This is a genomic window from Aliiroseovarius crassostreae (genome assembly GCF_025137635.1).
GTDB lineage: Bacteria > Pseudomonadota > Alphaproteobacteria > Rhodobacterales > Rhodobacteraceae > Aliiroseovarius > Aliiroseovarius crassostreae.
In genome coordinates, this window is the sequence record NZ_CP080772.1 from 325,242 (window position 1) to 341,151 (window position 15,910).

The window sequence follows — 15,910 nt, forward strand, 5'->3', positions numbered from 1 at the left end:
AGCCTGCGGATGAACCGCACCGAATTTATCATCGTCACCGCGATTATCCTCTTTGCCGCATTTGCACTTGGATGGTTTGCCCATTGGATCATCCATCGTTTTGCCAAGGTCACCGGCAACGAGATGGGGGAAATTGACCGTATGGCGCAGCAATTGCATGAGGCGGAAGAAACCCGCGATCAGGCCATCACCTATTTGCAGAGCCGCGAGGCGGAACTGACCAATCAACACCAGCAGACCGAGGCCGAACTGCGCGCTGCGATGGATGGCCTGCGGGATGCGCGGCAAGAGGCCGAAGAACTTCGCGCCTATATCGACCGCATTCAGGGCGAGGCCTGAGCCCCCACAGCCGGGCAGGGCGTCTTCTCGACCGGCTGCACCGACCGGCCGCACTGACCCGCATGCATCAGGTGCACGGGGGGACGGTCTCAGCTTTCGTCGATCTCGTCGCCGGGGCGCACAGTGCGGTAGATCCCTTCCGGCAGATCCAGTGCTGCGACCAGATCGGTGATCTGCGTCATCGACAGGGTGATTTTCTGCACCTCGTCCGTGCGCGGATCCCATTGTTCGACGGTCACACAGCTGGCAAAGGCCGTAATGGTGACATCTTCCTTCAGGGGTGTTTCGCCTTCATCAACGAGGGTGACGACCGTGGCGTCAAATTCATGCTCGATTGTAAACATGATCCCAGCCTAAAGCGTTTCGGGATGAATTTGAAACACCTGTTTGTTCCGACCCGCCCACAACACTGACAACTCTTACGGCCATTGCTGTGCGCCAACCCCCTGTTTGACCGAGGTCAAGGTGGGATGTGGGGCGCCCCGGCACACTTGGGGGCGGAGGATAGACCTATGAAGGATACAATCAGACAAGGCTTTGCCTATCACGCCGACCTGGTCGAGCGGATGGCCGCAACCCAGGGGTTGAACCTGACCGAAGAACTCGAAGCCGGGCGGATCAGCTTTACCGGGCTGGATGACGCGGTGCATCGCTGCATGCAATGTTCGGACCCGGAAGGGTGCCAGTTGTGGCTCGACAATCATGAAGGGGGATCCCATTCTTCCCCGGAAATCTGTCAGAACCGCGGGCTTTTCAAACGGCTGGGCTAGCCCCCTCCGCAGACCGGGATTATAGTTTGTCCCATGGCGCGGATGAAGATGCAGCAATTTACCGGATTTCTCACGGATCGGGGATCGAAATATGCGGTGACGGGTGGGCCCGTCACAACGCGCGATGACGTGCGAGATTTCCTCAAGCAACTGACCAAAAACAAAAAATTCGCCAAGGCAACCCATAACACCTGGGGGGCTATCCTTGAGGATGGCCCGCAGAAGGGGGATGATGGCGAAAGCGGCGCGGGCATGGTGATCGTGCGCATGCTGGAGCGCGCCGGGTTAAGCGATCACATCATCGTGGTGACGCGCTGGTATGGCGGCGTCAAGCTGGGCGGAGACAGGTTTCGCCGGGTGCAGGATGCGGTGGAGCACTATCTGGAAAGGCGGGATGGCTGATGTGGGCACGGGTGCAAATGGAACTGGCCCGCTTTTGGGATCGTTGCCGTTGGTCATGGCAGGGATGGTGTGACGGTTGGCGCAACGAAAAATCCGTGCGCCAATGGGTTTATGCCTGGATCCTGTCCGCGGGACTGGCATTCGTGCTGGATCTCAGCACGGCGGAACGCGCGCTGATTCTCTCGCTTGGCTTTCTGGTGATTGCAGCTGAACTGATCAATACGGCGATTGAACGCGCCGTGGATCTGGTCACGCAAGACCATCACGAGCTTGCCGGTCGGGCCAAAGATGCCGCCAGTGCCTTTGTTGGTTTGACGGCAATTGCGGTTGGGATTGCCTGGTTGGTGATCCTGCTGGGCTGACGCCCCGCGCCAAATCCGGGTTTTCAGCGCAAAAGACTCAGCCCGCTTCTTCTTCCAGATGCAGCTTCATATCCAGAAGCACATGTTGCAAGGCGAGGGTTTCGCGCAGCAGACGTTTGGCCTCGTTTATGGTGATCACACCGTCCTCTATGGATTGCTGATACTCTGCCATCAGCATTGCAAACCTTTGAGAAAGCGCAATAACATCCGCATTCACACCGCCCGAGGGACGGTTCTTCCGCTCGGCGTCATAAGACAGGGTGATCCCCTTCAATTCGGCCAATGCCCCGGTCACATGCGGGTATTTCGACGCTTCTTCCAAAGACGCCACTGCATCAATTGGCATGAAGCGATCGCTATGTTCGTCACTGTCGGAATAATAGCGCCCCAAAGTGGCCTTGGATTTGCCGGTCAGTTCGCATGCGGCTTCCAAGCCAACATCTTTCACCAATGCTTCGGTGTGTTTCTTCAAGTAGCTGCCAATGCTTGCCATGCTTTTAACCTCATGCTGTGGCCCAATACACGGGCCACGGGGAATTCCACCTCCCTTTTCCCATTATTCTGGCGCCAAGGGAATGGCTTTTATGAAGTTGTAGAGTGAAGGGTAAATGGTTTTGGTGCGCAAGCGCTGAAACAGGTGGGGGCCTAGGCAATTTCCTGGGAAATTCGGAAGCTTTTCCGAGGCTCGAAATGAGTGGTGCGTGTGAGTGATGAGGTCTGTTCCATCCCCAAGGCACAATGTGCTACTGACCTCGGGTGTTGGTGTCACTGTTTCGCCCCCATACTGCTTTTCCTTTGCGCCGCCCGCCGGGTGGCTGAAAGGGTGTGGGGAATAGTCTGCGGTTCGACATGTGGGCAGATTGCCGGTTGAACCGGTCTGGTCCGCAGCGTATTTCAGGACCATGGCAAAACTGTACTTCCACTATTCAACCATGAATGCGGGGAAATCCACCCTGCTTCTGCAGGCGTCGTATAACTATAACGAACGCAATATGCAGACCTATCTCCTGACGGCAAAGCTCGATCACAGGGCAGGTGAGGCGCGGATTGGATCGCGGATCGGGATTGGGGCCAAAGCAGATACGTTTGAGGCCGGAGAAGACCTTTTCGCCAAGATCAAGACACGGCTGGCGGCTGCTCCCTGTGCCTGTATCTTTATTGATGAGGCCCAGTTTCTGGAGCACGAACAGGTATGGCAACTGGCCCGTGCGGTGGATGATCTTGATGTGCCCATCATGTGCTACGGGCTGCGGGTGGATTTTCAGGGCAACCTGTTTCCCGGCTCCGCCACCCTGCTGGCCCTGGCCGATGAAATGCGCGAGGCGCGCACCATCTGCCACTGTGGCAAGAAGGCGACGATGGTGGTGCGGCAGGACGAAACCGGCAAGGTGCTGGTGGACGGGGCCCAGGTGCAGATCGGCGGCAATGAAACCTATGTGTCGCTTTGCCGCCGCCATTGGCGCGAAGCGGTGGGCGATCAGGCGGATCGCTGAGACGTTTCGGGCTTCTGCCGCGCGGGCGCCCCTCACACAGGGGTAAGAAGCGCATCCCCCCGGGCAAAAGCCTCCAGATTATCCAATGCCAACATGCCCATGTCGGTGCGAACCTCTAGCGTGGCGGTGCCAAGATGGGGCAACAGGGTTATGTTTTCAAAGCGCATCAACGCCTCTGGCACCGCAGGTTCGAACTCATAGACATCCAGCCCCGCCCCGCCGATGGATCGGGCATCCAGCGCGGCAATCAAGGCCTGCTCATCCACCACTTCCCCGCGTGAGATGTTGACCATCAGAGCATGCGGCCGCATGGCGGCAAAGGTCTCGGCCCCGATCAGGTGATGCGTTTCCGCACTCCCCGGCGTGGCAATGACCAGAATGTCACAGCTGCGGGCAACCTCCGAAATGCTCTGCATCTGCCGGGCCGGGAAATCGACCGGCTTGGGGGAGCGGTTGAAATACACGACCTTCATGCCAAAGCCAAAATGGCAGCGCCGGGCAATGGCCTGCCCGATCCGTCCCATGCCGATGATCCCCACGGTTTTTCCGGTCACGTGCAGGCCCAGCATCTGGGTTGGATGCCAGCCCTCCCACGCGCCAGCCCGAACCAGACGCTCCCCTTCACCGGCGCGTCGGGCGGTCATCAGGATCAATGTCATGGCGGTGTCGGCGGTGGCATCGGTCACCGCGCCGGGCGTGTTGGTAACCGCAACTCCGTGGCGCCGAGCGGCCTCAACGTCGATGTGATTGTAGCCCACCCCGAAATTGGCAAGCAGCCGCGCGCGGCTTTCCCCCGCCTCGGCAAACACCTCAGCCGTGTAAAGATCGCCCAGCGTGGGCAGGACCAGATCGAATTCACGCAACGAGGTGACCATCTCGGCCGTCCCCATCGCGCTGGTGTCGTGGCGCAGGGTGACGTCAAATCCCGCCCGGGCCCGATCCAGAACCGCATCGGGAAGAGGGCGAGAGATAAAGAGGCTCAGCATAGGCGTGCCCCATCCGGCGTGTCCTTGTCCGGCGTGATCAACCCGACATTGCCCTGCGCATCATAAAGCCCAAGGATCAGCACCTCTGACCGCATCGGGCCAATCTGGCGCGGTGGAAAATTCACCACCCCCAGCACCGATTTCCCAACCAGCTCCTCGGGCGTATAATGCTGGGTGATCTGGGCTGAGCTTTTGCGCTCCCCCACCTCCGGCCCGAAATCAACCCAGAGCTTGATGGCCGGTTTGCGCGCCTCGGGGAAAGGTTCAGCACGCAGAACCGTGCCTTTGCGTATGTCGATTTTCATGAAATCATCAAACGTGATTTCAGGTGTGAGATCAGCCATTTGCAAGCTCCCTTGACCGGTCCGCTGCCGCTTTCACCGCGCGGGTGAGCAGTGCAGGAAAGCCATTGTTTTCATCCATCAAAACCGAAAGGGCCGCCGCCGTGGTGCCGCCGGGTGAGGTCACGTTTACACGTAATTGTGTCGGGGTCTCCTCGGCCTCTTCCGCAAGCGCCCCCGCGCCCGCCACCGTGGCCCGGGCCAGTTGCATGGCCAGATCCTCAGGCAGGCCCTGCGCAGCCCCCGCCGCGGCCAGTGTCTCGATCAGGTGGAACACATAGGCCGGGCCGGACCCAGAAAGGGCGGTGACCGCGTCCATTTGCTCCTCGCCGTCCAGACGCACCACCTGTCCCACCGCAGATAACAGCATCTCGGCCAGGTCCATTTGGGCCGCATCTGCCATCGCGTTGCCGCAGATTGCGGTGATGCCACGGGCAATCGCCGCCGGGGTGTTGGGCATGGCGCGGATGATCGGGGTGCGCTTGCCAAGCAGGGTTTCATAGGTGGCAATCGGCGTGCCTGCGGCCACGGACAGAAACAGCGTATCCCCATTGCCGAGCGGGGCCAGCTCGGGCAGGGCGTCGGTCATCATCTGCGGCTTCACCGCAATCAGCACAATGGCGGGGTTTGCAGGCAGCGGTTGGTTCAGGTTGAGGCCGTCCAGCCCTTTCAGCCAGTCCGACGGGTAAGGATCCTGCACCCAGACCGACCGGGCTGGCAGCCCTTGCCCCAGCCAGCCTTCCAGCATCGCCGACCCCATCTTGCCACAGCCAAGCAGCACCAGTCCGCGCGTTTTCAGATCATCCATCCGTTTCCCTCCCGAATTCTGGCCGAAATGAAAGCGTTTGAGGCCAGCGTGAAACACAGTTTGATACCGAAACGTCCATGGCATCAACAGGTTCCGCGCGTTTTGGGCAAATCAAGTGGATCAGGTGTGCCTCGACGCGCTTTGGGTGACTTGCTCAAGGCAGGACACTGCCGGGCCGCAATCGGCAAACTGTGCGCAAACCGTGCCGCAGGGCTTATTTTCTGGTTGGAAATATCCTGGGGTGAGCCTCGAAGAGGCGAGGGGCAAAGCCCCTTCTGCCGACCACCTGTTCCAGACAACAAAAAACGGCCCCGAAAGACCGAATTTTGCTGGGAGAACTGCTCGTTTCTCGTGTTCCTTTTGCCCCTGTTTCGCCCGGCCTAAGCGGTCTCACGCCCGCCCATAGGCATCGGCAATGGCCACCTGCAGGGCGTTTTCTACCGTGTGATCCCCCCATGAGACCAGTTGGAAGGCGGGATAGAACCGCTCGGATGTGGCCACCGCCGTGGCGATCAGGTGGTCAATCTGTTCGGGGGACGCCGTCCCGCCGCCGGTCAGCGCCAGCCCATAGCGCCACACCATCAGCCGCTGTTCGTGCCAGTAGGAAAAGGCCCCCTTCCAGCACTGGTCGTTGATACTGTTCAACGCTTCATAGATTTTCGGCAGCTTGTCCTCGGGCGGTTCCATTTCAAAGCTGCAGATCAGCCGCAGGGTTTCGTCATAATCGGACCAGGCCAGCGTGATCGAGTAGTTGCGCCACTGTCCCTCGACCGCCATGGCGATCTGGTCATCGGCCACCCGATCAAACTCCCAGGCGTGGTGCTCGGCGATATATTCGACAATGTCGATCGGATGCATGTCGTCGGTTTCAAGGTAATGCTCGGTGGCAGCCATGTCGCGTACCCTTCTCGGTGTCAGATCCGCGCTGGCATCGCCCCAATGATGCGGTGCAGATCTCGTTGCCTGTACTAGGTTCGGCGGTCTTCGCGCCGTTTCCTTACTAGATATGGTGTCTGCTTTGGGGTAACCTGTAAAGAGGAACTTGTGAAATAACCTCACTTGTCCACAGAAATCTGTGGCTTCTCCACAGAGCGGGGAGGCTTTGTCCACGGGATCGGTTCAGCATGTTGAAAACGGTGCTGGCACAAGGCGTTTTGCTGCCGATTGAGGGCAAAGACAGGAGGGCAAGGCGGCCTCGCGCTTGACCTTTGCGGGCCGACCCCCCACTTTGCCAGACAGAATGAGGGGAAAGTGGCAGCTGCTGGCCTCTCCCTTACAAAAAACGCAAGCAAACGAGCAAGAACCGGAGTGCCCCTTGGCCCGCACCGCCCCCTTTTCCCGCTATGAATGGATGATCGCCTGGCGCTATCTGCGCGCGCGTCGCACCGAAGGCGGGGTCAGCACGATGACATGGATCAGCCTGATTGGCATCACGCTGGCCGTGGCCGCGCTGATCATCACCCTTGCCGTGCGCACCGGGTTCCGGGACGAATTCGTCGACACGATCCTTGGGGCCAATTCCCATGTCACCGTGTTTTCCCAGACCCATGTGAACGAGCAGGGGCAGGTCACCCGCGAAATCCGGGATTTTGACGCCTGGGCTGAGCGCATTGGTGCACTCCCCGGCGTGACCCGCGCAGCCCCGCTGATCAAGGGGCAGGTGATGGCCAACAAGGGGCAAAACAATGCCGGTGTTGAGATCTTTGGCACCCGATATGAGGACCTTCTGACCATTCCCCGCATCGCACGGCCGGAAAGCCATCTGGGCGATATTTCGCAGTTTCCAAACGGGATTGCGATCGGGTCGGGTGTGGCGCAGGAACTGGGGGTGACCACCGGTGACAAGATCAAGATCATTTCGCCCAACGGGGTGAAAACCGCCTTTGGCACCAGTCCTCGGGTGAATGTCTATGAGGTCACTTATATCTTTACGGCCGGTCGCTGGGACATTGACCGCACCCGTGTCTATCTGCCCTTTGCCGAGGCGCAGAGCTTTTTCAACCGCGAAGGCACCGCAGATGAGATCGAGGTGATGGTCGAGGAGCCGGAAGCGGTGGATGAGCTGCTTTTGCCGATGATGCAGGCCGTGCAGGAGCCTTCAACCACCTGGACCTGGCGCGACCGGTCCGGGGCGTTTTTGAATGCGCTTGATATGGAAGACAACGTGATGTTCATCATCCTGTCGGTGCTGGTGCTGATCGCGTCGATGAACATCACCTCGGGTCTGATCATGCTGGTCAAGAACAAGGGGCGTGACATTGGCATTCTGCGCACCATGGGGCTGACCGAAGGGGCGGTCTTGCGGGTGTTTTTCCTCTGTGGTTCGCTGACCGGCGTGGTGGGCACCATTGCGGGGGTGATCCTTGGCTGCCTGTTTGCGATCAATATCGACAGTGTATTTTCGCTGGTGAATTACCTTTCCGGCGGGGGGGCATGGGATCCACAGATCCGTGGCATCTATCGCCTGCCTGCCAAGCTTGAGTTCTGGGATGTCTTCTCTGCGGTGGCCCTGTCGCTGACGCTCAGCTTTGTTGTCACCCTGTTTCCTGCCCGCAAAGCGGCACGGATGAACCCGGTAGAGGCGCTGCGTTATGAGTGATCCCGTTCTTGAACTCACCGGCCTGGAAAAGACCTTTAATCCCGCAACCCCCGGCGAGATCCGCGTGCTGCGCGGGGCCGACCTGACCCTTGCCAGAGGTGAGGTGGTGGCACTGGTTGCGCCCTCTGGTTCCGGCAAATCCACACTTCTGCATATTGCCGGGCTTTTGGATGGGGCAGATGCCGGACAGGTGAAGATCTGCGGGCAGGACATGACCCGCGCCGCTGACCGCAAACGCACCGAAATGCGCCGGGATCGGGTGGGGTTTGTCTATCAGTTCCACCACTTGCTGCCGGAGTTTACCGCGTTGGAAAACGTGGTTCTGCCGCAGTTGGCTGCGGGGGTGTCTGACCGCGCGGCCCGGGCGCGGGCGCAGGATCTGCTGGCACGTGTGGGGGTTGCCGAGCGCGCGGATCACCGTCCGGCGGAAATGTCCGGCGGTGAGCAGCAGCGTGTTGCCTTTTGTCGGGCGCTGGCCAATGGCCCCGCAATCTTGCTGGCGGATGAACCCACCGGCAATCTCGACCCGTCCACCTCGGACACCGTGTTTGCCGCCCTGATGGAACTGGTGCGGGACACCGGCCTGTCGGCGTTCATCGCCACGCATAACCTTGAACTGGCCGCCCGGATGGACCGGGTGTTGCGGCTGGAAGATGGGGTGATTGCCGAGGTTGGTTAAAGCGTTTCAGGAGCGGCCTGAAGCACCTGTCTATCCTGAAACGCCCACGGTTCTGGCCTCGTCTGCCGCCTGATATTCTGCACATTCCGGATGCAGGCATGAGGGCAGATGGCTTTGAAATTTTGTTTTCAAAACCATCTGGATCTCTGCCGCCAGATCGCTCGGGCATTCGTCAAGGCTTTGAATGCAGCCGAATTTGCTCGCCTCTTGGCGCAGGTCGTCAAACCATGTGCGGCTTGGGCTTTCTTCCGGGTGGAAATAGGCGACGGATGCTGGCTGAGAGGGTGTCACGCCGAAGCGACTGATCTCAAGGTGATAGGCCAGGGATGGCGGCGTGAACTGTTTGGATCGCCGAAAACGGTGCTGGATCTGGTCTTTCAAAACGCCGGGGTTTTCGTTGAAGTATTCCGAAAAAACAGAGCGGCGCAGCGGGCGGGGATAATGCCCGTAACAAAAATACCGATCTTTCATTCCCACCAAAAGAGCAGCCCTGTTCTGAACAATCAGAAAGTTTGGCTTGATCCCGGTTTTCTTCAAGCCAAGAGCCTGGAGCAGTTCGCGCTTACGGTTTCGGAATGAATTGATCTCGGGTTTTTCCCATTGACCGTGCAGGACCGGCAGGCCGTCTTGAAAAAAATCGCTCGCAGAAAGTGGCTGGTTAATGAAGAAATCATCGTTGAACGAGACGAAATGCTCAGCCATCCCTTCGATGCGCCAGAGCATGGTTTCAATGGAGTTTGAGTTGAACGTGGGCAAAACATCCTCATGCCCCCGGAAAATCTCACGATGGTCGACAATGCGAATGCGATCCGGTGCGCATAGGCCTTCATCGCTGAAACGCTTCAGAAACGCGGGGCTTTGATTGTCCGTCACCACATGGATGGTGCGAATGAAAGGGGCATATTTCAGGATCGAGGCAATGCAGAAATACACCTCGTTCTGACTGTCAAACCGCGTATCCGAGGTTGCAGCGGTGTGAAGGTTCGTTTGCTTGCCCTGATATGCCAGACGTTTGGCCTTGTGATCCGGATCGTTCCCATCGACCCAGGTTATGACCGCGTCAATATTTGGTGGCGTCTGCAACAATATGTTCCTTTTAAAGCCGTCGCAAAAAAGAGGCTGCCAACCTATTATACAATTCAAAATTGTGCCAGTCACGAAAGACTGGGGGCAAAAATTCCGTTTGTGCGGGGCCTCAGGACCGGGTCACATGTCAATGACATGCACTGACATTCATGTGAGGGACGGATCCGGGAGATTGATCCTTGCTCAAACGGTGCTATGCCGGTGTCATGTTGACCCGTATTCTTTTTCTCTCTGCCCTTTTGGGGATGGTTGTGGTGCCCGCCAAAGCCGGTCCGATCCGGCTGGACGATTGGAAGACCCACTGGTTTGCCTCGTTCTTTTCGCGGGTGACGTTTGAAGGAGCGCCAGATCGCATGGCGGTGGATGCGGATGGGTCCGTGTCGATCACCTATAAACTCCTGCCCATATCCGAACAGGGGGCAAGCAGGGCGTCATGGACATGGTCCGTGGCGAAATCTGTCCCGCCCACGGATCTGACCCGCAAAGGCGGGGATGATCGCAATCTGGCGCTTTACTTTGCCTTCCTGCCCAAAGATCAGGCTGATCAGGCGACACGGCAGAGCCTGCGCAAGCTGCTGAAAAACCCCGATGGCCGGGTGCTGGTTTACGTGCATGGCGGCGCGCATAAACGCGGCAGTCTCCTGCCCTCGCCTTACCTTGGGGCCCGCGGCAAAACCGTGGTTCTGCGCCCGTCGGGGGAAGGGGCGGCAACGGAGAGCATCAACCTCGCCGCCGACTATAAACGCGCCTTCGGTGGGACGCCGGGGGCCTTGGTCGCACTGGCCCTGTCAGCGGATAGTGACGATACGGATGCCGAGATGATGGGCGTGATTGAAGGGCTGCGGTTGGAGTGATCTGCCGAGAGGGAACGCTCCTCCTGCCGGAAACGCCCGGTCCGGTCGAAGGCTGGACAGCACCCTCCCAAACTGTGCAACCGAAGGGCCACGCCCGACCCTGGGTGGGCGTTCGAAACGGTGGGGCTTGGCGAGTGGTGTGATTGATCATCAACGTAGCATCACCCGGAACCGTAGCAATACGCCCTCCCGTGGGGAGGGTCGGGCGTGGCCCGTGCTGCGCACGTGCCGGGAAAGCAGTTGAACTCTACTTCAACAGCTCAATCTGCTCAGCAGATTCTGGTGCTTGGGCTTGGTAGAAAAGTATCACTGCTTCGTGGATATGATTTGAGCTTTCTATTTCCGGCTCAAGAGCTGAAACAGTTTGTGCAACTGCGTCGAGGCTCAGGATTACGGTTTGAATGGCCAGGGCCGAGAGGCCTTCAACGCCTAATCCTATTGCGTTTCTTGCGTTGTCGGAATCGCGTTCGAAGGCAAAAAAAGATGCATGTGCAAATTCTGATGCGAGTTCAAAGCAACTAGCTTCAACGCCCTGAAATAGGACCTTTGCTTTGGAGGAGGCGCGGCCGACAATATCGATGCGTTGTGTGCGGTCATGTAAATAGCACTGTTTTTTTCTTGCTCCATCTCCTTTCTCAAAGAAATCCACGCATTCTTTAATTTGTTCCGACTTGCATAACTTTGGATACGCTTGAACTAGCTGGCTGGTGTCGTCGGTTTTGAAGAAGGTTCTTTGTGATCGGAAAGTCTTGTAGATAGAATACATTTCCGCTCGCTTGGCATACTCTTTGTCTCCTGCAAGTATGTATGAGGCCCCTAGACAGCCTTCATAAACCGTACGCGCGAGTTGAAGGCTATTACTGGTACGTACTGAGAGTTCACTCGTGAGATCTGATATTATAGCGCCTGTTGAGCAAGCAGAGATTAAGAGACCTGAAGCAACTCGTCTCTGTTGCTTACTAAAGACCTGTTTGTCCCCAGCTAGTATCAACTCAACGGATAAGCGGTTCAGCAACCACAAAGTGGTGTCAAGAAACTCAACCTTTTCTGAATTCTCTTTTGAGTGATTTTTATCGAATGTGAGTTTTGTCAAACATCCAAATCCTCAGCGAACTTGGCGTTCTCCTGAATATACTGGAACCGCAGCTCGGGTTTTTTGCCCATCAGCTGCTCGACCAATGTCGCGGTTTCGCCCGGTTCGTCCTCGTCGATGGTCACGCGGATGAGTGTGCGTGAATTTGGGTCCATCGTGGTTTCTTTCAGGTCCTTCGCGTCCATTTCGCCAAGACCCTTAAAGCGCGAGACGTCGATCTTGCCCTTGCCGCCAAGGCCCTTTTCCAACCACGCATCGCGCTCGGCCTCGTCAATGCAATAGACCCGCTTGGCGCCCTGCGTCAGACGGAAGAGCGGCGGGCAGGCCAGATAGAGGTGCCCCGCGTCGATCATCGGGCGCATTTGCGTGAAGAAGAACGTCATCAGAAGTGACGCGATATGCGCCCCGTCCACATCCGCGTCGGTCATGATGATGACCTTGTCATAGCGCAGATCATCCACGTTGAACCGCGTGCCCAGCCCGACACCAAGCGCCTGTGTCAGGTCGCTGATTTCCGCGTTGGTGCCAAGTTTCGAGCTCGCCGCGCCCAGCACGTTCAGGATCTTACCGCGCAAGGGCAACAGCGCCTGTGTCTTGCGGTTGCGTGCCATTTTGGCGGATCCGCCCGCCGAGTCGCCCTCGACGATGAAAAGCTCGGTCCCGTCGCGGTTGGTGGCGGAACAATCCACCAGCTTGCCGGGCAGGCGCAGTTTCTTGGTGGCGGTTTTGCGCTGGGTCTCTTTTTCCTGCCGGCGGCGCAGACGCTCTTCGGCGCGCAGCACAAGGAAATCGAGGATCGCACCCGCAGATTTCGTATCCGCCGCCAGCCAGTTGTCAAAATGGTCGCGCACGGATTGTTCGACCATCTTGGCGGCGGCTTCTGTCGACAGGCGGTCCTTGGTCTGGCCGACAAAGGCCGGGTCGGCAATGAAACAGCTGACCAGCGCACAGCCCCCCGCCAGCAGGTCGTCACGGGTGATGTTCGCGGCCTTCTTGTTGCCCACCAGTTCGCCATAGGCCTTGATCCCCTTCAGGATCGCGGCCCAGAACCCGGTGACATGGGTGCCGCCTTCGGGGGTGGGCACGGTGTTACAATAGGATTGGATGTAACCGTCGCGCGAAGGCGTCCAGTTGATCGCCCATTCGACATATCCCGGCTCGCCAAATTTCTCACGAAACTCGACCTTGCCCGCAAAAGGCGCCTCGGCATAGACCGACGCCTTGCCAAGAGTTTCCTTCAGGTAATCGGCCAGGCCACCGGGGAAGTGAAAGCTGGCTTCGGTGGGCGTTTCGCCATCGTCGATATGGGATTTCCAGCGGATTTCGACGCCGGAAAACAGATAGGCTTTGGAGCGCGCAAGGGTGAACAGGCGCTTGGGCTTGAAACGGTGCTTGCCGAAGATCTGTTCATCGGCGTGAAATGTCACCTCGGTGCCGCGGCGATTGGGGGCCGCACCGATCTTTTCCACCGGGCCCAGCGGCAATCCGCGCGAAAAACGTTGCTCAAACAGCTCTTTGTTCTTGGCGACCTTGACCACCATGCTGTCAGAGAGGGCGTTCACGACCGACGAGCCCACGCCATGCAGGCCACCCGAGGTCTGATAGGCTTTGCCGGAAAATTTGCCGCCCGCGTGCAGGGTGCACAGGATGACCTCAAGCGCCGATTTGTCGGGAAATTTCGGGTGCGGATCAATGGGGATGCCGCGCCCGTTGTCGCGGATGGTGACCGCGTAATCGGCGTGCAGTTCGATCTCGATCCGGTTGGCATGCCCGGCCACGGCCTCGTCCATCGAGTTGTCGAGGATCTCCGCCACCATATGGTGCAGCGCACGTTCATCCGTGCCACCGATATACATGCCCGGACGCTGGCGCACAGGCTCCAGCCCCTCCAGCACTTCGATCGAGGATGCATCATAGGTATCTTGGCCTGCGTTGGCTATGTGCCCGGCCAGAAGGTCTTCGCTCATGGATATGCCGCCTTGAAAAGCTGTTCTGCTCGTTGGGGTTTTATTATGGCCGAGGCATCGAACGGGGGGAAGCCCTGACGGGAAAATCGGCTGAATTAGCTGTGCATAAGTTTTCCACAGGGGCCGCGCCGCTTTTGGCTTGTGAAAAACTGGGGGGATAGTAATGTGGGGTAAAACGTGAACAAAGGGGTGGCGCATGTCACAGGGGTTCAGTCTGAAAGATCAGTTGATCAATGCTAGGAAGGTCGAGATGCTGGCCGGCTGGCTGTCTGATGCGCTGCCCGGATTTGACGCGGCGGGTTTCCAGGCGCAGGTGATGGGGCAATTGCCCGCGCTGGAGCTCAAGGCGCGGATCCTGTGGATTGCCGAAGTGTTGGAGGATCACCTGCCAAAGGCGTTCCCTGCCGCAGCAGAGGTGATCCACAATGCGTTGCCGCCTGAGCTGGACCCGTCGAAGAGCGACGATGACTTTGGTGATTTCATTATCGACCCGTTCGGGCAGTTCGTGGCGCGCAACGGGCTTGAGGATCTCGATGTCTCCTTGCCGCTGCTCCATGCGCTGACCCGCCGGTTTTCGATGGAATTTGCCATCCGTCCGTTCCTGATCCGTCACAAGGGTCGGATGCAGGCCGTGCTGGCTGGCTGGGCGCAGGATGAGAACTACCACGTGCGCCGCCTGGCGTCTGAGGGTGCGCGCCCGAAGCTGCCCTGGGGGCAGCGGATCGGGTGGGCGGAACATGAGACGATCCGGATCCTTGATACGCTCCACGCCGATCCGACCCGCTATGTGACCCGTTCGGTGGCCAATCATCTGAATGACATTGCCAAGACCGACCCGGAACTGGTGGTCGCAACACTCACCCGGTGGCGGCAAGAGGGGCGGCAGAACGCAAAAGAGTTGGGCTGGATGACCCGCCATGCCTGCCGGACGCTGGTCAAACAGGGCCATCCCGGCGCGCTGGATCTGCTGGGCTATCGCAGCGATGCCAAGGTGACGATGGGACCGATCCAGCTTGCGCCCGGGCATTCCCGGGTGCCGATTGATACGGCGCTGGAGTTCCGGTTTGACCTGACCGTGGATCACGACACCGCCCTGCTGGTTGACTATGTGATCCAGTTTCAGCGCGCGGGCGGCAAACTGTCCGAGAAAGTGTTCAAGCTGAAAACCCTGTCCCTGAAAGCCGGGCAGCGGGTGACCTTGCAGAAATCCCATCACTTCAAGGGAAATGCCACGACCTTTCGCCTCTATCCCGGCGCCCATCAGCTAAGCGTGCAGGTGAATGGTCGCAGGCTCGGCACAGCCCAGTTCACCCTGGTCTGAAATATCCTGATCTGACCTCGTTCAGGCGAACGGGTCTTGCGGATAGGTGACCCCGGCCAGATACAGCCCTTCGGGCGGGCAGACCGGGCCACAGGCGGGGCGGGAACGTGCCTCAAGGGCGGCGGTTACATCATCGGGGGTCCAGGCCCCCGCGCCAACCCGCTCCAGCGTGCCGACGAATGAGCGCACCTGATTGTGCAGGAACGAGCGTGCGCGCACGTGAAAGCGATACTCCACCTCATTTGGGCGGATCACCTCTTCCACCCGCAACTCATCCAGCGTCTTCACCGGGCTTTCCGCCTGACAGATCGACGAGCGGAACGTGGTGAAATCATGCAGCCCGATCAGCCGGTCAGCCCCGGCCTGCATCATGGCCGCATCCAGCGGATGTTTGATATGCCAGGCCAGCCCCCGATCATGGGTCAGGGGCGCGCGTCGCGAGATCAGCCGAAACAGGTACCGCCGCTCGGTGGCGGAAAACCGGGCGTGAAACGCATCCCTCACCTGTGCGCAATCGACAATCGCCACCCGCGCTTCTCTGAGGTGGTGGTTCAGCGCCTCCGACAGGCGAAACGGATCCCAATCCCGCTCCATGTCACAATGGGCCACCTGACCCAGGCCATGGACCCCGGCATCGGTGCGCCCTGCCGCCGCAATCGTATGCGCGCGCGGCTCCAGACGTGCAAGCGCCGCCTCAATCGCCCCCTGCACCGAGGGCTGATCTTTCTGGCGCTGCCATCCGGCATATCCCGCGCCATGATATTCGACTTTCAACGCAAATCTGGGCATGGCTTCGCATACCGCGCCCGG

At 58.9% G+C, this 15,910-nt stretch carries 19 protein-coding genes; 9 read left to right on the forward strand and 10 right to left on the reverse strand.

Annotation, left to right across the window (positions count from 1 at the left end; translation table 11 throughout):
- Positions 1 to 9 precede the first annotated feature (9 nt).
- Positions 10 to 339 carry a hypothetical protein gene (locus K3J57_RS01595; RefSeq protein WP_055188026.1) on the forward strand — a complete coding sequence of 110 codons (330 nt, stop codon included), beginning with the start codon at positions 10 to 12 and terminating at the stop codon, positions 337 to 339.
- 89 nt (positions 340 to 428) lie between these two features.
- Here the strand turns inward: K3J57_RS01595 and K3J57_RS01600 are convergent, their stop codons facing one another.
- Positions 429 to 683, reverse strand: coding sequence for a DUF8831 family protein (locus K3J57_RS01600; protein ID WP_055188028.1), 255 nt, complete (start codon positions 681 to 683; stop codon positions 429 to 431).
- A 168-nt stretch (positions 684 to 851) separates the two neighbouring features.
- On the opposite strand from K3J57_RS01600, the gene K3J57_RS01605 reads away from it, so the two are divergent.
- Genes K3J57_RS01605 through K3J57_RS01615 form a run of 3 tightly spaced genes read left to right on the forward strand, consistent with a single transcriptional unit; the run spans position 852 to position 1,873 of the window.
- A complete protein-coding gene (locus tag K3J57_RS01605) occupies positions 852 to 1,109 on the forward strand; it encodes a DUF6455 family protein (RefSeq protein ID WP_055188030.1) in 258 nt (85 codons plus the stop codon).
- A 48-nt stretch (positions 1,110 to 1,157) separates the two neighbouring features.
- Positions 1,158 to 1,511: a YigZ family protein gene (locus tag K3J57_RS01610; protein WP_055188976.1), complete on the forward strand. Its 354-nt coding sequence runs from the start codon at positions 1,158 to 1,160 to the stop codon at positions 1,509 to 1,511.
- Entirely contained in the window at positions 1,511 to 1,873 is a 363-nt protein-coding gene (locus tag K3J57_RS01615) for a diacylglycerol kinase (RefSeq protein ID WP_259796799.1), read from the forward strand. Before K3J57_RS01610 ends, K3J57_RS01615 begins: the two co-directional genes overlap by 1 nt.
- 37 nt (positions 1,874 to 1,910) lie before the next feature.
- Here K3J57_RS01615 and K3J57_RS01620 read toward each other — a convergent pair whose 3' ends face one another.
- Complete coding sequence (locus K3J57_RS01620) at positions 1,911 to 2,366, reverse strand: hypothetical protein (RefSeq protein ID WP_055188032.1); 456 nt, start codon at positions 2,364 to 2,366, stop codon at positions 1,911 to 1,913.
- 409 nt (positions 2,367 to 2,775) lie between these two features.
- On the opposite strand from K3J57_RS01620, the gene K3J57_RS01625 reads away from it, so the two are divergent.
- Complete coding sequence (locus tag K3J57_RS01625; protein ID WP_259796800.1) at positions 2,776 to 3,366, forward strand: thymidine kinase; 591 nt, start codon at positions 2,776 to 2,778, stop codon at positions 3,364 to 3,366.
- 32 nt (positions 3,367 to 3,398) lie between these two features.
- Here K3J57_RS01625 and K3J57_RS01630 read toward each other — a convergent pair whose 3' ends face one another.
- From K3J57_RS01630 to K3J57_RS01645, 4 genes are all read right to left on the reverse strand, one after another.
- A complete protein-coding gene (locus K3J57_RS01630) occupies positions 3,399 to 4,349 on the reverse strand; it encodes a 2-hydroxyacid dehydrogenase (RefSeq protein ID WP_375542828.1) in 951 nt (316 codons plus the stop codon).
- The gene (locus K3J57_RS01635; protein ID WP_259776529.1) at positions 4,346 to 4,696 is read right to left on the reverse strand and encodes a tRNA-binding protein; all 351 of its coding nucleotides are present in this window, start codon (positions 4,694 to 4,696) and stop codon (positions 4,346 to 4,348) included. The genes K3J57_RS01630 and K3J57_RS01635 overlap by 4 nt, the downstream gene beginning before the upstream one ends.
- Positions 4,689 to 5,501, reverse strand: a complete 813-nt coding sequence (proC, locus tag K3J57_RS01640; RefSeq protein ID WP_259796802.1) for a pyrroline-5-carboxylate reductase — start codon at positions 5,499 to 5,501, stop codon at positions 4,689 to 4,691. Before proC ends, K3J57_RS01635 begins: the two co-directional genes overlap by 8 nt.
- A gap of 390 nt (positions 5,502 to 5,891) precedes the next feature.
- Positions 5,892 to 6,395 (reverse strand): type III secretion system chaperone family protein, encoded by a 504-nt coding sequence (locus tag K3J57_RS01645; protein WP_055188041.1) that lies wholly within the window; start codon positions 6,393 to 6,395, stop codon positions 5,892 to 5,894.
- 421 nt (positions 6,396 to 6,816) lie between these two features.
- Between K3J57_RS01645 and K3J57_RS01650 the strand changes: the two genes are divergently transcribed.
- Both K3J57_RS01650 and K3J57_RS01655 read left to right on the forward strand, forming a co-directional pair.
- Positions 6,817 to 8,100, forward strand: a complete 1,284-nt coding sequence (locus K3J57_RS01650) for a lipoprotein-releasing ABC transporter permease subunit (protein WP_259796803.1) — start codon at positions 6,817 to 6,819, stop codon at positions 8,098 to 8,100.
- Positions 8,093 to 8,779 carry an ABC transporter ATP-binding protein gene (locus tag K3J57_RS01655; RefSeq protein ID WP_259796804.1) on the forward strand — a complete coding sequence of 229 codons (687 nt, stop codon included), beginning with the start codon at positions 8,093 to 8,095 and terminating at the stop codon, positions 8,777 to 8,779. Before K3J57_RS01650 ends, K3J57_RS01655 begins: the two co-directional genes overlap by 8 nt.
- 30 nt (positions 8,780 to 8,809) lie before the next feature.
- Here K3J57_RS01655 and K3J57_RS01660 read toward each other — a convergent pair whose 3' ends face one another.
- Positions 8,810 to 9,862, reverse strand: a complete 1,053-nt coding sequence (locus K3J57_RS01660; RefSeq protein ID WP_259796807.1) for a stealth family protein — start codon at positions 9,860 to 9,862, stop codon at positions 8,810 to 8,812.
- Between the two features lie 209 nt (positions 9,863 to 10,071).
- Between K3J57_RS01660 and K3J57_RS01665 the strand changes: the two genes are divergently transcribed.
- A complete protein-coding gene (locus K3J57_RS01665) occupies positions 10,072 to 10,719 on the forward strand; it encodes a DUF3047 domain-containing protein (protein ID WP_259796810.1) in 648 nt (215 codons plus the stop codon).
- Positions 10,720 to 10,966: 247 nt separating this feature from the next.
- Here the strand turns inward: K3J57_RS01665 and K3J57_RS01670 are convergent, their stop codons facing one another.
- Positions 10,967 to 11,812 (reverse strand): DUF5677 domain-containing protein, encoded by an 846-nt coding sequence (locus K3J57_RS01670; protein WP_259796812.1) that lies wholly within the window; start codon positions 11,810 to 11,812, stop codon positions 10,967 to 10,969.
- Entirely contained in the window at positions 11,809 to 13,779 is a 1,971-nt protein-coding gene (parE, locus tag K3J57_RS01675) for a DNA topoisomerase IV subunit B (RefSeq protein WP_259796813.1), read from the reverse strand. The genes K3J57_RS01670 and parE overlap by 4 nt, the downstream gene beginning before the upstream one ends.
- A gap of 196 nt (positions 13,780 to 13,975) precedes the next feature.
- Between parE and K3J57_RS01680 the strand changes: the two genes are divergently transcribed.
- Positions 13,976 to 15,100 (forward strand): YhaZ family DNA alkylation repair protein, encoded by a 1,125-nt coding sequence (locus tag K3J57_RS01680; RefSeq protein WP_259796815.1) that lies wholly within the window; start codon positions 13,976 to 13,978, stop codon positions 15,098 to 15,100.
- Positions 15,101 to 15,121: 21 nt separating this feature from the next.
- Here K3J57_RS01680 and truA read toward each other — a convergent pair whose 3' ends face one another.
- The gene (gene truA, locus K3J57_RS01685; RefSeq protein WP_259796818.1) at positions 15,122 to 15,889 is read right to left on the reverse strand and encodes a tRNA pseudouridine(38-40) synthase TruA; all 768 of its coding nucleotides are present in this window, start codon (positions 15,887 to 15,889) and stop codon (positions 15,122 to 15,124) included.
- Positions 15,890 to 15,910: the final 21 nt, after the last annotated feature.

What these genes read in the sequence shown, in the direction of transcription:
- K3J57_RS01600 (WP_055188028.1), bottom strand. Translation starts at nt 683, where the DNA reads ATGTTTACAATCGAGCATGAATTTGACGCCACGGTCGTCACCCTCGTT.
- K3J57_RS01680 (WP_259796815.1), top strand. Translation starts at nt 13,976, where the DNA reads ATGTCACAGGGGTTCAGTCTGAAAGATCAGTTGATCAATGCTAGGAAG.
- K3J57_RS01620 (WP_055188032.1), bottom strand. Translation starts at nt 2,366, where the DNA reads ATGGCAAGCATTGGCAGCTACTTGAAGAAACACACCGAAGCATTGGTG.
- K3J57_RS01615 (WP_259796799.1), top strand. Translation starts at nt 1,511, where the DNA reads ATGTGGGCACGGGTGCAAATGGAACTGGCCCGCTTTTGGGATCGTTGC.
- K3J57_RS01625 (WP_259796800.1), top strand. Translation starts at nt 2,776, where the DNA reads ATGGCAAAACTGTACTTCCACTATTCAACCATGAATGCGGGGAAATCC.
- proC (WP_259796802.1), bottom strand. Translation starts at nt 5,501, where the DNA reads ATGGATGATCTGAAAACGCGCGGACTGGTGCTGCTTGGCTGTGGCAAG.
- K3J57_RS01645 (WP_055188041.1), bottom strand. Translation starts at nt 6,395, where the DNA reads ATGGCTGCCACCGAGCATTACCTTGAAACCGACGACATGCATCCGATC.
- K3J57_RS01610 (WP_055188976.1), top strand. Translation starts at nt 1,158, where the DNA reads ATGCAGCAATTTACCGGATTTCTCACGGATCGGGGATCGAAATATGCG.
- truA (WP_259796818.1), bottom strand. Translation starts at nt 15,889, where the DNA reads ATGCCCAGATTTGCGTTGAAAGTCGAATATCATGGCGCGGGATATGCC.
- K3J57_RS01665 (WP_259796810.1), top strand. Translation starts at nt 10,072, where the DNA reads ATGTTGACCCGTATTCTTTTTCTCTCTGCCCTTTTGGGGATGGTTGTG.
- K3J57_RS01605 (WP_055188030.1), top strand. Translation starts at nt 852, where the DNA reads ATGAAGGATACAATCAGACAAGGCTTTGCCTATCACGCCGACCTGGTC.
- K3J57_RS01655 (WP_259796804.1), top strand. Translation starts at nt 8,093, where the DNA reads ATGAGTGATCCCGTTCTTGAACTCACCGGCCTGGAAAAGACCTTTAAT.
- parE (WP_259796813.1), bottom strand. Translation starts at nt 13,779, where the DNA reads ATGAGCGAAGACCTTCTGGCCGGGCACATAGCCAACGCAGGCCAAGAT.
- K3J57_RS01595 (WP_055188026.1), top strand. Translation starts at nt 10, where the DNA reads ATGAACCGCACCGAATTTATCATCGTCACCGCGATTATCCTCTTTGCC.
- K3J57_RS01635 (WP_259776529.1), bottom strand. Translation starts at nt 4,696, where the DNA reads ATGGCTGATCTCACACCTGAAATCACGTTTGATGATTTCATGAAAATC.